The 15,402-nt window shown below is 54.0% G+C and carries 10 protein-coding genes and 1 pseudogene; 6 read left to right on the top strand and 5 right to left on the bottom strand.

What is annotated here, in order from left to right; genetic code table 11:
- Nucleotides 1-81 precede the first annotated feature (81 nt).
- Together GEI7105_RS33950 and GEI7105_RS0124825 are read left to right on the top strand one after the other, a co-directional pair.
- Complete coding sequence (locus GEI7105_RS33950; protein WP_017663103.1) at nt 82-492, top strand: cyclic di-GMP-binding domain-containing protein, MshE-related; 411 nt, start codon at nt 82-84, stop codon at nt 490-492.
- 119 nt (nt 493-611) lie between these two features.
- Nucleotides 612-2,510: a hypothetical protein gene (locus GEI7105_RS0124825; protein ID WP_245555499.1), complete on the top strand. Its 1,899-nt coding sequence runs from the start codon at nt 612-614 to the stop codon at nt 2,508-2,510.
- A 197-nt stretch (nt 2,511-2,707) separates the two neighbouring features.
- Here the strand turns inward: GEI7105_RS0124825 and sbcD are convergent, their stop codons facing one another.
- From sbcD to GEI7105_RS38820, 3 genes are read right to left on the bottom strand one after another with little or no spacing between them, the layout of a single operon-like run.
- Nucleotides 2,708-3,946 (bottom strand): exonuclease subunit SbcD, encoded by a 1,239-nt coding sequence (sbcD, locus tag GEI7105_RS0124820; protein ID WP_051044238.1) that lies wholly within the window; start codon nt 3,944-3,946, stop codon nt 2,708-2,710.
- A gap of 52 nt (nt 3,947-3,998) precedes the next feature.
- Nucleotides 3,999-4,631, bottom strand: coding sequence for a hypothetical protein (locus GEI7105_RS32395; RefSeq protein WP_144054044.1), 633 nt, complete (start codon nt 4,629-4,631; stop codon nt 3,999-4,001).
- 3 nt (nt 4,632-4,634) lie between these two features.
- Nucleotides 4,635-6,110 (bottom strand): hypothetical protein, encoded by a 1,476-nt coding sequence (locus GEI7105_RS38820; RefSeq protein WP_158413266.1) that lies wholly within the window; start codon nt 6,108-6,110, stop codon nt 4,635-4,637.
- 597 nt (nt 6,111-6,707) lie between these two features.
- On the opposite strand from GEI7105_RS38820, the gene psaA reads away from it, so the two are divergent.
- Nucleotides 6,708-8,978, top strand: coding sequence for a photosystem I core protein PsaA (psaA, locus tag GEI7105_RS0124800; protein ID WP_017663096.1), 2,271 nt, complete (start codon nt 6,708-6,710; stop codon nt 8,976-8,978).
- 28 nt (nt 8,979-9,006) lie between these two features.
- The gene (psaB, locus tag GEI7105_RS0124795; protein ID WP_017663095.1) at nt 9,007-11,238 is read left to right on the top strand and encodes a photosystem I core protein PsaB; all 2,232 of its coding nucleotides are present in this window, start codon (nt 9,007-9,009) and stop codon (nt 11,236-11,238) included.
- Nucleotides 11,239-11,529: 291 nt separating this feature from the next.
- Here the strand turns inward: psaB and GEI7105_RS0124790 are convergent, their stop codons facing one another.
- Together GEI7105_RS0124790 and GEI7105_RS0124785 are read right to left on the bottom strand one after the other, a co-directional pair.
- On the bottom strand, nt 11,530-12,210 hold the full coding sequence (locus GEI7105_RS0124790; protein ID WP_017663094.1) for a YdcF family protein: 681 nt from the start codon (nt 12,208-12,210) through the stop codon (nt 11,530-11,532).
- Between the two features lie 25 nt (nt 12,211-12,235).
- Nucleotides 12,236-13,012: a hypothetical protein gene (locus tag GEI7105_RS0124785; RefSeq protein ID WP_017663093.1), complete on the bottom strand. Its 777-nt coding sequence runs from the start codon at nt 13,010-13,012 to the stop codon at nt 12,236-12,238.
- 385 nt (nt 13,013-13,397) lie between these two features.
- Between GEI7105_RS0124785 and ctpB the strand changes: the two genes are divergently transcribed.
- Together ctpB and GEI7105_RS38815 are read left to right on the top strand one after the other, a co-directional pair.
- Nucleotides 13,398-14,678, top strand: a complete 1,281-nt coding sequence (gene ctpB / locus GEI7105_RS0124775; protein WP_026097943.1) for a carboxyl-terminal processing protease CtpB — start codon at nt 13,398-13,400, stop codon at nt 14,676-14,678.
- Nucleotides 14,679-15,131: 453 nt separating this feature from the next.
- Nucleotides 15,132-15,402, top strand: a pseudogene (locus GEI7105_RS38815) (IS4 family transposase); the annotation flags it as partial.

The following is a 15,402-nucleotide window of genomic DNA, read 5'->3' as shown; positions in this document are numbered from 1 at the left end:
AGTCAGGGTGGCATCCACTCAACCTCTCCTCGACTGCTCGATCGCAGTACGGGGGGCGTTAGTTATACAGAAGGTTTAGCAATGTACGATCGAAACCCGTCTCAACTCACGCGAAAACGGTACGACTCTACACTTCCGACTCAGGAGAGCGTACCCAGAAAACGGAAGTTACCGACTTCACGTTTGGGAAGTAAGCGTCTCGGTGCGTACTTGCTGGAAGCGGGATTGCTGAGTCCCGGTCAAATCCAAGTGGCGACTTACGACCAACAGGTAACGGGTAAGAAGTTTTCTGAAGTCATCGTCGATCGCGGTTGGGTAAAACAGCAAACCATCGATTTTCTCATCAAGCGCGTCATCGTTCCCGAACAACGCCGAGCGCACAGTTCGGGGGCGTTCGCGCAACCGATCGAACCGTTTTCACAGGTTTACGAACGCCGTAAAGAGGAAGTCCTACAGGAGTCAGAAGAAGAAGTTCCCTGGACGGTCGATTGAACTCCTCGGTACGGTCGAAGTGTCCTCCACATCCCCTCAACTCAAACGCCCCCACTTTCCTCGCGAGATTGGGGGCGCTAAGGTAAGAGGTTGGAGAGTGAAGCGTGGAGAGATTTCGTGTGAGATCGATATCAGGAGTTGGGCGACGCTCGATTTCGGCGATCGCAGTGGTATTCGTCGGATGTACGAGCGCAGTGAATTTGCAACCGCCAGAGTCGAGAGGCTTTGAAGTCGTTTTAGAGGAAAGTTCTGAGAATCGCCGGTTCGACGAGTCGCAAGAACGCGGGTTTCGAGAACGCAGTCTCGCAGTGCGACGACAACTGGCGCAAGAAGATTTAGTCGAACTCGATGACTGGTGGCGATCGCGCGACATTGGCGATCCCCATAAATACTTACTTCCGCCGATGTTAGCGCAACTGAGCCTCGCGGAACCCGAAGAAAAAAACGAAATTTGGGAAATTTGGCGAAACCTGGAACGGGATGCGTCCGATTTGTACCATTTCCGCAGTATCTACGACGTGCGGATTTTTTTCCTGTTTCGCGACGAACTTCCTGACGACGTGCGAAACGCTTATCAAACGATGGTGTCGAGTCCTCGGGTGTTGGAGTGGGGAGAAGGAGGAACGGAAAACCACATTTCTCAACAATACTTGTCTGGCTTGGCGATGATGGACGGAAGCGGTTTCCCTGTGGCTGCACCCCATTTACTGGCGACGAACGAAGCGTGGCTGCGATCGGAGGTTTGGAAATATCTCACCATCGGACAAGGAGAGTTTCACTCGTCGACGTATTACGGATTTACCATCGGGGGATTGCTGAACCTCTACGATTTCGCCGAAACCCCCCAATTGCGAAACTTGGCGAAAGCGGCGTTAGATTGGCTGGCGACGAACATGGCGTTACGCTTGAGTTGGGGAACTGCTGGGGGCGCAGAAAGTCGCGGCTTCGATCGCGGCACTTGGTACGATAGCGGTATCGGTACGGTGGCTTGGATTTGGTGGGGATCGGACGATCGCTCGGAGATCGATCGCATCGCCTCGCAGACGGACACCAAACGCTCGCGGTTAGCCGTTCTCGCCGCCACCAGCAGCTATCGTCCCCCCGCCGAACTCAGAGCGATCGCCCTCAAAACGGTTCCGCTTCCGTTTCAGTTACGAGCCAGCCATCCGGCGTATTACACCTATCACGCAGACAATCAATTTTGGGAAACCTTTTACGCCACGGAAGATTACACCTTGGGAACCTTGGTGACACCGGGGCGATCGTATCAGGTGCGGGGAACCATTAACGCTCAATACGCCACGTACAAACTGGTGGTTCGAGATGTGGAAGGGCGAAAAAACGCCGTCGTCAGTTTGGGGGGAACCTATCATACACCGATGGCTACGGGGCGCAGTCCCGGCGATCGCAAGGTTCAGGAAAAGGGAACGGTACTCTATCAATTACGCCTCAACGAGCAAGATCGTCAAGCCAGAGTTCCCGATCGCTCTCATCTCGTCGTTCCCCGAGAGTACGGCGAACCTCAGCGGTTTGGGGAGTGGTACGTTTGGCGCATCGAAAACGTTTGGCTCTGCGCGCGCGTTTGGGGCGATACGATCGCCTTGGAAAATCCCGTCGTCGGCGGTGACGAGGACTATTTGGCGTTGGTGGCGCAGGGAACGAATACCGCTTGGATTACTGACGTGGTCAGGGTTGCAGACTATCCGACGTTCGATGGCCTTACTGAAGCGTTAGGGGAAACGGAGATTTCTGACGCGAACCTCGCCTCTCGCGGTGAAATTGGTTACACCAGCTTAGCGGGCGATCGCATCCAAATGCAGTACGCTCCCGATCGTGCGATCGCAGACGCAACCATCAACGGACGCGATCGCGATCTGGCCGAACGCCCCGTCTTAGAAAGTCCCTACGTCAATCAAGACCTCAACAGCGGCCGGTTAGACATCCAAATCCCCAATTCTAAGTTGTGGAGACTCCGCCTCACCCCCAGTCAACCAGTTTGGGAAACGTCCGATGATTAAAAAGCTGTAAATTTTTCTGTATAAGATGGCACATTTAAAACTTTCTTAACGTCTCAAAGTGTAATACAACCATGAAGCAATGTTCTAACTTTTTCTATTCGTTCTGCAAGTTCTTGCCGGTTCCTCGAAAACCCACCGCCGTTAGGAGTTCGTCGATCGCGATGTTTCACCCCACCAGACCCAGAGAACCCAGAGAGTTAACTCAGTAATACCCGTTCGTCTTCGTCTAACAGAGTTTGCGCCGCATCGAGGATGTCGGAATGGATGTCTTTAAGATCCTCGCGACTGTCGAGATAGAGCGTTAAGGCTTCGATCGGATCGACGTGATTTCCGTTGTCGAGGGAGGCGATACGAGGACGACTCAACTGACTGGCGAGTTCCGGTTGAACGGTGTAGGTATGAGCGGCTTTCAAGCGATCGTACAGGACTGACGAATCGATGCGATCGATCTGGTCGGCGCGGAGTTTGTACCGCAAGCGAACGACCGCATCCTCGATGTCGTACTTGGCGATCGCCGCTAACAGCGTATCTTGGGGATTGTCCGAGGTTGACAAATCTGCCGAAACCGTCACGAACGATCGCACCGGAAGCGCACAAAACTCCCAGCGACAGGAACCCGGTTCGACCTCGGCGATGACGTATCCTTTGTCTTCCTTCTCTTCGCTGAAATCCACCCGTTCGATGCTACCGGGATAGATAACCGGGGGATCGTTTTGGGGATTGAGATTTTGATGCTTGTGGACGTGACCCAAGGCCACGTAATCGAATTCTGGACGGATTAGTAGGGATAAGGGAACGGTAAACCCTTTACTGACAGCGAGAAACCGTTCTGCGCCAAATTTGGCTTTATCGCTCATCAAGTGTCCTAAGAAAACCGTCGGAATCGAGCGATCGAGTTGGCGAATTTCCCCCTCGAGCGCGATCCGCAGGCGATCGATCAGTAACTGGTTGACTTCAGCCAGAGACAGCCCTTCCGTTTCCGGTCGCGTCATCAACGTCGATCGCGTAATCCAGGGTAAAGCGACCACCTGAACCGGGCTGTGTTGGGTCTCGATGCGGTGCGTTTGCAGGCGATCGGCCACGATAAATCGAGGAACGGCGAGAGTCCGGTAGATACACAAACTCGCGCTTCCCTGGCCTTGAGAGTACTGATCGTGATTTCCCACCAACAACACGGTGGGAATGTCCGCTTCAGCGAGGCGGCGAAACTGGCTGGCGAAGGCTTCGGCGACGTAAGGGGGAGGGGTGGCGTCGGGAAACGCATCGCCGCCGAACACGACGAGATCGACGGGGTCTTCGAGGGCGCGATCGATACAGCGACTCAGGGTCGAGACGAAATCTTGTAAGCGGGTGTTGAGTCCGGTTTCGGGATCGATGCGTCCGTGGGAAAACCCACTTCCGATGTGAATGTCGGACAGGTGGAGGAGTTTGACCATTGCGAGAACGAAACGGCGAGAACGAGACAACGACGGTGGCGCGGCGGGGACTTCACGGACGATAGCCTCGAAATCCCGACTGACTGCCACGTTCTAAATCTACCGTACAGATAACCGGTTCGATGTCAAAAAGACAGGTGTAAGCGGCGAGGACGAGATCGGGTTGTTGGCGATCGAACACGCGTAGGTCGTACCGATGCGATCGCGCCACCAGTCCCATGTGGTTGACGAACTCGTACCGTTCGAGGTAGTCGCGCAAACTCCACAGTTGTCGGTTGACGACGAGGTCGATGCGGCGTTTTTGGGGATACGCCAACCAGGTTTCGAGGAGTTTTCCGCCGAACTGTTCGGCCACCCACCACACACTCGGTTCTGTCAATCCAGTTTGAGAAATGGTATCGCGACGAACCACCACCTCGGGATCGACAGTTTCGGCTTCGAGGAGTTCGAGATCGAGAGGGTCGCGAGACGGAAGCAACACTTGACGCAGGCGATCGCTGGCGAACACCGGCCAGAGATAACCTGGAGTCGTTGGGGACGGCGTTGAAGGCGGATAAGAGCGTGCGTTGGCGAGATCGAAGGTGGTTTGTATCGTCCAGGTCGAGGCGATCGAGACGAAAACGACCCACGCTCGCCTTAAGAAGCGACGGTTCGAGCGTCGCGATCGCAGCAAAGACCAGGTCACGGTTTAGATGGAGGATTCTTCCACAGGCGGAGTTTCGAGTTCTTCAGACGTTGGAGGAGTTTCGGGAGTTTCGAGTTCTTCAGATGCTGGAGGTTCGGCTGGCGTGCGATCGCCAGAGGGTTCGACGGGTTGGGCGGGAATTTCGATCTCGGGTTCGACGGGTTCGGTGGGAAGTTCGACGGGTTCGGGTTGTGCTTCTGCTTCGGATTGCGCTTCGGGAAGTTCGACGGGTTCGGGTTGTGCTTCTGCTTCGGATTGCGCTTCGGGAAGTTCGACGGGTTCGGGTTGTGCTTCTGCTTCGGATTGCGCTTCGGGAACTTCGGGAACTTCTTCGACCTCTAGGTCGGATTCGGGAAGACTCGGTTCTTCCGTCTGCGTCTCGCTTTCAGCCTCGGGTTCGACTTCCACGGGAGCGGCGGGAAGCTCGAGTTTTTCTTCTTCTTCGGGGGACGGTTCGATAATTTCGGGAAGGGGTTCGGTGGGTGGAAGTAGCGGCTCGGGTCGTTCGACTTCGGGAGGTTGAGTCTCCGTGGTCACGCTAGGATCGACAATCCCTCGTAACTCTTCGGCAGAGAGTTCGGCGGAGACTAATTTAGATAACGTATCTGTAAAATTAGGATCGTAAACGATCGATTCGGCCGTGGTATTAAATGTTTTTTGAACGGGATCGCCTTTCTCATCGATGAATTCGAGTTTGACCCAATTCCGACCGGGTTTGAATCCGCTGAGATAGAACGGTTGCCACCGATCGGTCACGAAACTGTAGCCGTTGACGGTGGCTTTAACGCGCCAGTCTGCGATGTCATCGTCCTCGGATTCTTGCGCGACGATGTGCAGGGGAGCGTTCGTCAGATAGAAATCGAGAAGAATCGGTTCAGCACCGTAAGTCCCGCGAGGACGGTTGTAGGTCAGCAGCGGCGCACCGGGATCGGGGGTGTGAGTTCCCGTTTTCGTATAAATATGGAAGGTGGTTTGAGCGTAAGCGCCTTCGTTTTTGAAGCTTTCGTGCCACGGCCGCACCGCGAAGGCTCTCAGGGTATGAGTTCCTGGCGACAGTCCCTCGAGGGTTATTGGGGTGTCGAGGTCGTAGATGGCGCGTTCGGGTTTGTCGTCGAGAAACAGTTGAATGTAGGGGCCTAAGCCGAACGTTTCGTTTTTGAAAACGGGCAAATCCCGCACGTTCAGGCGCACGGTGACGGTATCGTCGTTAACGATACTGTTTGGGTTGGGGCTTTCGATGGAAACTTGGGGACGATAGCGATCGAGAAGCGATCGTAGTCCTTGGATAGTTTTCGGCGGCGACACTTCCGTCACTTGCGGCGAGCGATCGGCCGCCGCAGATGTCGCTCTAGGACCAGTTCCCGTTTCCACGACGAGTTCTGGTTCGCCGCAACTGACCAGACCTAGCGCCAACAATATAGAGAGTTGGAACGCCAGCAGACTTTTCCAAATGGATCGGCGATCGCTATAATTCTGCACGCCTTACACGCTCCCTCAACACGACAGTACCCGTCAGAGCGACTGGACGGACTTGTCAGTCACTATACCGGAAAATGTCGTTTCTGCGGCAGGTCTGGGGAAATCCCCAACTTCCCGTGAGATCGAACCTGCGATCGGACGCTGACTCAGCTCGAGCCGTTCTATATACACTTATATATAATGATAAAGATCGACCTCTCTCGATTATTATTTCGTTTTATTAAATCAATTTAATTTTTGTAAACATTCGGTAATTTAGCTTGACTTTTGGGTCTAGTCTCGTTATTTAAACGCTCGATCTGTCTGAAATTTTGGTTTGAATTATTTCAACAGAAGACCTATAATCACAAACATACATTCTTAGCTATGACTTCAGGGGATTCAAATTGGCTCTAAACACGAGGTTTAGACTCGATAAAATCCCCGTCTCTCTAACATGAAGCTGACTGCAAGCGACGTAAAAGATAAAAAACTCAACATGGGATTAACAAATCCCAACATTTCGGTATCCAATTATAGAGAGACGGGAGAATCTTCCGCGAAGCGAGTTGAGGATATTGCTGTCCTCGTTACTGGTCTAGAGAGAGGAGAGACTCGATGACGATTAGTCCCCCGGAGCGGGAGGCAAAAAAAGTCAAAGTCTCGGTCGATACGAACCCGGTTCCGACTTCCTTCGAGAAGTGGGGCAAACCCGGTCACTTCGATCGCACTTTGTCTAGAGGTCCCAAAACCACAACCTGGATTTGGAACCTCCATGCTGACGCTCATGATTTCGACAGTCAAACCAGTGACTTACAAGAAGTTTCGCGCAAAATTTTCAGCGCGCACTTCGGTCAACTGGCAGTCATTTTCATCTGGCTGAGCGGTGCGTACTTCCACGGCGCTCGCTTTTCCAACTACGAAGCCTGGCTGAGCGATCCGACGGGCATCAAGCCCAGCGCTCAAGTCGTCTGGCCGATTTTCGGTCAAGAAATCCTCAACGCCGACGTCGGCGGTGGATTTCACGGCATTCAAATTACCTCTGGTCTGTTCCAACTGTGGCGGGCTGGCGGGATTACTAACGAATTCCAACTGTACTGCACGGCGATCGGTGCCTTAGTCATGGCGGCACTGATGTTGTTTGCGGGCTGGTTCCACTATCACGTGAAAGCTCCGAAGCTCGAGTGGTTCCAAAACGTGGAGTCCATGCTCAACCACCACCTCGCCGGTTTGCTCGGCTTGGGGTCTCTGGGATGGGCCGGTCACCAAATCCACGTTTCGCTGCCCATCAACAAAATGCTCGATGCAGGCGTTGCGCCGCAGGACATTCCCCTGCCGCACGAATTCATCCTCAAGCCTAGCTTGATGGCAGATTTGTATCCCAACGTCGATTGGGGATTCCTTCAAGGCGTCATTCCCTTCTTCACCCTGAACTGGGGTGTTTACAGCGACTTCCTAACCTTCAAAGGTGGCTTGAACCCGCAAACGGGCGGTCTCTGGCTGAGCGACACGGCACATCACCACTTGGCGATCGCCGTGCTGTTCATCATCGCCGGACATATGTACCGTACCAACTGGGGTATCGGTCACAACATGAAAGAGCTGCTCGAAGCTCACAAAGGTCCCTTCACCGGAGAAGGACACAAAGGTCTCTACGAGATCCTGACCACCTCTTGGCACGCACAACTGGCGATCAACCTGGCTATGCTGGGATCGCTGAGCATCATCGTGGCGCATCATATGTACTCGATGCCCCCGTATCCGTACATTGCGACGGACTACCCGACTCAGTTGTCTCTGTTCACCCACCATATGTGGATTGGAGGCTTCCTGATCGTCGGTGCGGGCGCACACGCTGCGATCTTCATGGTGCGCGACTACGACCCGGCCAAAAACGTGGATAACCTGCTCGATCGGGTGATTCGCCACCGGGATGCCATCATCTCTCACCTCAACTGGGTCTGTATTTTCCTGGGCTTCCACAGCTTCGGTCTGTACGTCCACAACGACACCATGCGTGCCTTCGGACGTCCCCAGGATATGTTTTCCGACACCGGAATCCAACTGCAACCGATTTTCGCGCAGTGGGTTCAACACATCCATACCTTGGCGCCGGGTAACACGGCTCCCAACGCTTTAGCAAGCGTAAGTCCTGCCTTTGGTGGCGATGTCGTCGCCGTCGGCGGTAAAGTCGCCATGATGCCCATCACCTTGGGTACGGCGGATTTCATGGTTCACCACATCCACGCCTTCACGATTCACGTGACGGTGCTGATCTTGCTCAAAGGCGTCCTGTTCGCCCGTAGCTCTCGTCTGATTCCAGACAAAGCCGAGCTGGGCTTCCGCTTCCCCTGCGACGGTCCCGGTCGCGGCGGTACCTGCCAAGTCTCTGGTTGGGACCACGTCTTCCTGGGTCTGTTCTGGATGTATAACAGTCTTTCGATCGTGATTTTCCACTTCAGTTGGAAAATGCAGTCGGACGTTTGGGGTACCGTTGCTGCTGATGGTTCGGTATCTCACATCACCTACGGCAACTTCGCCCAAAGTGCCATCACCATTAACGGATGGCTGCGTGACTTCCTGTGGGCGCAAGCATCGCAAGTCATCGGTTCTTACGGTTCTGCCCTGTCTGCTTACGGTCTGATGTTCCTGGGCGCTCACTTCGTGTGGGCTTTCAGCCTGATGTTCCTGTTCAGCGGACGCGGCTACTGGCAAGAGCTGATCGAATCGATCGTTTGGGCGCACAATAAACTGAAAGTCGCTCCCGCGATTCAACCCCGTGCTTTGAGCATCATTCAAGGTCGCGCGGTTGGCGTCGCCCACTATCTGTTAGGAGGTATCGCCACTACATGGGCGTTCTTCCTGGCACGGATTATTTCAGTAGGATGATACTCGAACGCATCTCCTTGTAGGACTTATGGCAACGAAATTCCCAAAGTTTAGCCAAGACTTGGCGCAAGATCCGACCACACGGCGGATCTGGTATGGGATTGCCACGGCTCACGATTTTGAAAGTCACGATGGCATGACGGAGGAAAATCTTTACCAAAAGATTTTCGCTTCCCACTTCGGCCACATCGCCATCATCTTTCTGTGGACCTCGGGCAACCTGTTCCACGTCGCTTGGCAAGGCAACTTCGAGCAGTGGATTAAAGATCCCCTCAACGTCCGTCCCATCGCTCACGCGATCTGGGACCCTCAGTTCGGTCAAGGTGCCGTTGACGCCTTCACGCAAGCCGGTGCGTCCAACCCCGTGAACATCGCCTACTCGGGCGTGTATCACTGGTGGTACACCATCGGTATGCGGACGAACGCCGACCTCTATCAAGGGTCGATCTTCTTACTCCTGTTAGCAGCCGTGATGCTGTTCGCAGGTTGGTTGCACCTGCAACCGAAATATCGTCCCAGCCTTTCCTGGTTCAAAAACGCCGAATCTCGCCTGAACCACCACCTGGCAGGTCTGTTCGGTGTCAGCTCTCTGGCTTGGACCGGTCACCTGGTACACGTTGCAATTCCCGAATCTCGCGGTCAACACGTGGGTTGGGACAACTTCCTGACCACGCTGCCTCACCCGGCGGGCTTAGCGCCTTTCTTCACCGGAAACTGGGGCGCGTACGCTCAAAACCCCGACACGGCGAGCCATATCTTCGGCACGTCTGAGGGTGCGGGAACTGCCATCTTGACCTTCTTAGGTGGCTTCCACCCGCAAACCGAGTCCCTGTGGCTCACGGACATGGCTCACCACCACTTGGCGATCGCCGTCATCTTCATCGTGGCGGGTCATATGTACCGGACCAACTTCGGAATCGGTCACAGCATTAAAGAGATTCTGGGCGCTCACAATCCCCCGCAAGGTACGCCTTTCGGTGGCGCTCTCGGTGCCGGACACAAAGGTCTGTACGACACCATTAACAACTCTCTGCACTTCCAGCTCGGTCTGGCGCTGGCGTCTCTGGGGGTCATCACCTCCCTGGTCGCACAGCATATGTACTCGCTGCCTCCCTACGCTTTCATGGCGAAGGATTACACGACAATGGCGGCGCTGTACACTCACCACCAGTACATCGCTGGTTTCCTGATGGTGGGTGCGTTCGCTCACGGCGCGATCTTCTTCGTCCGTGACTACGACCCCGAAGCCAACAAAAACAACGTTCTGGCTCGCATGCTGGAACACAAAGAGGCGCTGATCTCTCACCTGAGCTGGGTGTCTCTGTTCCTGGGCTTCCACACCCTGGGTCTGTACGTTCACAACGATGTAGTGGTTGCTTTCGGCACCCCCGAGAAGCAAATCCTCATCGAACCCGTATTCGCACAATGGATTCAAGCGGCTCACGGTAAAGCCCTCTACGGCTTCGACGTGCTGCTTTCCAACGCCGACAGCATTGCGACCACTGCTTGGCCCAACAACGGTAACGTTTGGCTACCTGGCTGGCTCGATGCCATCAACAGCGCGGGTGCGAGTACGCCCTTCTTGACCATCGGTCCTGGAGACTTCTTAGTCCACCACGCGATCGCTCTGGGTCTGCACACCACGACCTTGATTCTGGTCAAAGGTGCTTTGGATGCTCGCGGCTCCAAGTTGATGCCGGACAAAAAAGACTTCGGTTACAGCTTCCCCTGCGACGGTCCCGGCCGTGGCGGTACCTGCGACATCTCCGCCTGGGATGCTTTCTACCTGGCAATGTTCTGGATGCTCAACACTCTGGGCTGGCTGACCTTCTACTGGCACTGGAAACACCTGGCTGTGTGGCAAGGTAACGTGGCTCAGTTCAACGAGTCGTCCACTTACTTGATGGGATGGTTCCGCGACTATCTGTGGCTGAACTCGTCTCAGCTCATCAACGGTTACAACCCGTTCGGTGTCAATAACCTGTCGGTTTGGGCTTGGATGTTCTTGTTCGCTCACCTGGTTTGGGCGACGGGCTTCATGTTCCTCATCTCCTGGCGTGGTTACTGGCAAGAACTCATCGAAACGCTGGTGTGGGCGCACGAGCGCACGCCTCTGGCGAACCTGGTTCGCTGGAAAGACAAGCCGGTGGCTCTGTCCATCGTGCAAGCTCGCCTCGTGGGTCTGGCTCACTTCACTGTGGGTTACATCTTCACCTACGCCGCGTTCCTGATTGCTTCGACGGCGGGTAAGTTCGGTTAATCTGAACTTCTTCCGTTAGGTAATTGAAAAAGCCCCCTTTGTTCCTTCGGGAGCGAGGGGGTTTTTTACAGTGAACAGTGAGCAGTGGGGACAGTTTTCATACTCCATTCTTTTCGGATAAGCTAAGTTTCAAGAAGTCTTCACCACAGAGACACAGAGGACACAGAGACAGACTTGTCTGGTTGGGAAAAACCAGTGTTTGAGTCCTCGACTCAACGCTGAGCGGAGTCGAAGTGTTGAGATTCGGATTCCGTATCAGTTGGGAGTTGTCAGTGTCTTTCCAGTGTCTTTCTAATTGCTGTCGTCTTTGATTTGGGCTTGGTGTTCGCAGCGGAAGCCGCTGGTTTTCCAGGCTTCGATATCGACGTCGGCGAGGTGCGTTTCTTGTTGGCAGGCAGGGGTGTAAATTTGACTGATGACTGCCCACAGTAGACTTCGCATTACGTCTAAGATCGTTTTGATAAAGAATTCGTTATTGCCGGGAACGCCGACTTCGGGGACGATTTCGGGTTCGACCCAAATGCCGTGAGCGCCGAGGACGATTTGCGCCAGCCAGAGCGATCGCGGTAGATGGCTGGCAGAGGTAACGAGTTTGACCCGACGAACCCCCCATCGTTCTAAAATCGGCAGGCCGTAGTAAAAATTATCGAAGGTCGATCGCGCGCAGTTTTCCAACCACACGTTATCCATCGGTGCGTTGTCTCGTTGGAAAATCAGATAAATACAGGGCGGTTGCGATCCCGAGGAAATTAGAATCGGGATGTCTGGGTGCGATCGCGCGTATTTGGAAATATAGAGTTCTCGTTTGATACTGCCACCGAGGACGAATACTGCATCGAGGGGAAGCTTGGCGTGTTGGTAAGCCAAGACAAATCCTTTACCGACTACGAGAAGCAAAGCCAAGAACAATCCGACGCCGATGGCAATAAACCAGCGTTTTCGACGCCGGGTGGACGAGGTGGGCGAGGACATCGCAAGCTCCGAACGAGTTGTGAGCTTAGTTTGTGGCAGACTCCGGTAGCACGAACCGAATTTCTCCGTTCGGTTGCCGTTCGACCCGCGCTCCCAAGCTCTCCAGTTCCGTTATCGCACGTTGGCGCACGCTATCGTCAATTGCGTTTCTGTAGACTTCTTGCCAGCCGATAAAGAGAGCTTCGACGCTGTTGGGATCGTCCCGTAAGTATTGCGCCGTTCGATCGTACCGTTCGGCTGCCGAGGTAAATCGGGCTTCTTTAGCCCAGTTCGCGGCGAGTTCGTAAGAGGCGATCGCTCCTTCAATATCGTTTAATAATAAAAATCGGTCTAACGCCTGGAAGAGCGGGAGGATGAAGGCTCTATCGTGCATTGCGGGCGAAATCGCTTCGATACCGCGATCGAGCAGTTCTATCGTTTTTTCCGGTTTGCCCTGACAGTAGGATACCCCCGAGGAGATAAACATATACGAATTTAAAAAACGAGGATCGCGTTGGGTGACGAGCTCGAAATAGCGATCGCTGAGATCGCATCCAGTTTGTTGTCGAGCCTCCTCATCACCGAAGTACTGCAAATATTGTAAAAACACCCAATCGGCAACGAGGTTGTCGAATCCCAACGTCGGCGATCGCTCGAGCAATTCCAACTGAATCTCCGCTTGTCGTTCCGCTCGAACCGGATCGATTTCCCGACTCGAGATGCGATCGAGACGACTCCACTGCATGGCGATCGCTCCAGCGGCGGCAATCCCAGCCACTACGAACTCGAGGAGAAACCGGAAGGGATACCGAGCGTGTTTCATCGATCTGCTTCCAACACAACTGCTTCCAGCATAGATCGCAAGATTGCGATCGAGGACACTGGGCGAACTGCCATAGAATTGATACATTGAACGAGAGAGCCGAAATACTCTAGAAACAATTCTCTTTCCAGAGCCTGCGTTCGCGACTGCACGTTATCCTTCGTTTTGCCCGCCCCCATCGTTCCCTCGAGTTGGAAGTCGGCAATGTCGAGCGAGTTGTCGATCGACTGACAACTGCCCTCGAACTCAGATGACCGTGGACTCGCCGCAATTCTCAAGCGAAAGTTCGGGAATTCGATGCACCGACCCTGTAGGTCAAGGTAGCTCCACTCGCGCTCGTTCGGTTTGACTGATTTATAGACCCCGTTACTCCACGCGATCCTGCATGAACCGCTCATCAGACCTGTCTTCTTGGAACAAAGCTGCCGCGATCGGTGGCGCGATCGTCACCACAACCCTCTCACTTTTGAGTCCGACCTGGAGTCGCAGCAGTTACGCGGCTCTCGAAACCAGTCCGAAAGCCGTCCTCGACGAAGTGTGGCAAATCGTCAACCGCGATTACGTCGATGGCGAGTTCAATCAAAACGATTGGCAAGCCGTTCGTCAAGAACTCCTCAGCCGGGATTACACTTCTCGCGAACAAGCTTACGCGGCATTACGTCGCGCTTTATCGCAACTCGACGATCCCTATACGCGCTTTCTCGATCCCGAAGAATTTGAAGCCCTCAACAACCAAACTTCGGGCGAACTCTCGGGGGTCGGCTTGCGTCTCGAGCGCAACGATCGCGATCGCCACCTCACCGTCGTCGAACCCTTGCCGAACTCTCCAGCCAGCCGCGAAGGGGTGCGTCCGGGGGATAGCGTGATGGCGATCGACGGCGAACCAACGCGAGATATGAGCGTCGATCGCGCGGCGACCCTGATTCGTGGCGCGGTAGGAACTCCCGTAACCCTCACCCTTTCCCGCAGCGGTCGCAACTTCGACATTACCTTAGTTCGCAGTCGCATCGAACTGCCCGCCGTCACTCATACCCTGCGACTCGAAGGCGACACGCGCATCGGTTACATCCGCTTGAGCGAATTTACCTCTCACGCTCACGAACAGATGTATCGGGCGATCGAAGATCTCAAACAGGAGAACGTTGAAGCCTTCGTTCTCGACTTGCGAGGGAACCCCGGCGGACTGGTCGATGTCAGCGTGCAAATTACCCGGATGTGGCTCGATCGCGGTTCGATCGTGCAAATGGTCGATCGCTACGGCAACCGCGAAAATATCGAAGCAACCCACACGGCTTTAACCGAACGTCCCCTAGCCGTTCTCGTAGACGGTCACTCCGCCAGTGCCAGTGAAATCCTCGCCGGAGCGCTGCAAGATCACGGCCGGGCGACTGTCATCGGTAGTCAAACCTTTGGTAAAGCCCTCGTTCAATCCGTTAACACCCTCTCCGACGGATCGGGACTCGCCGTCACTGTTGCCCATTACTATACCCCCCACGGGACGGATATCAGTCATCGCGGGATCTCTCCCGACATTCGCGTTCGGATGACTGGTGAAGAAGAACTGCTGCTGAGTGTCGATCCCAATTTACTCGGAACCCATTCCGATCCTTTCTACGCTCGGGCGATCGACTTGCTGCAAACGCAAGTGCCGATCGCGTCGAAATAAGATTAAAAAAATAATGTTTGAGGAGATTGTTTGAGGAATGGCTGTCAACAAAGAAAGAAAATAACAACGTCAAACGAGACAATCTTTTAAAATTTTTTCCGTAGCGGTATCACTTGAAACGCGTCTACGGGGGAGATAAAAAGATAGTGATGTTTAGAAAAAACTGTGGGTGCATCTCACTTTTGCAAAAACATCAGTTTTGGGTGGCAAAATTCCCGATTAGCACTTCCCGTATAAGATCCCCGGCATCTTGGAGATGCCGGGGATCTGGAAATTGAGTGCGCCCAATTCGATGAATTTACAGTTTTGAGATGTACCCAAAACTGTCTTTAACCCCTTGGTGGTGCAGAAAACTCCTGAAAGTGAGAGAGGGAGTGGATTTGAGAAAAAGGGGGTAGACAAAAAGAGGGGTCAGATGCGATGTTCGAGTTCCTCAACTAGCACATCAGCATCATGACCCCTCATCTCTATCGTCAACTTGAAGACCAGCTAAGTCAATGGGTTAAGCCCAAAGACCAACGACATTTACGAGGAGTCTCGGAAGTGGTAGCCGCCATCTTGCAATCGGGAAGTGCCTGCCTAAGTCACTGGCTACCCTATCTAGGCCACCGAAATTGTCAGGGGCGCAGTCACATGGCTCGCTTGGAGTACCTCCTAAACAATCCGGCGGTGACCTCTCAAGACTACTTTCAACAAGTCATGAAAGTGTGGCTGTCTCGATGGA

Source organism: Baaleninema simplex PCC 7105 (assembly GCF_000332355.1).
GTDB classification, from domain to species: Bacteria; Cyanobacteriota; Cyanobacteriia; order Cyanobacteriales; family Geitlerinemataceae; genus Baaleninema; species Baaleninema simplex.
This window is presented reverse-complemented; position numbering and strand designations above follow the sequence as displayed.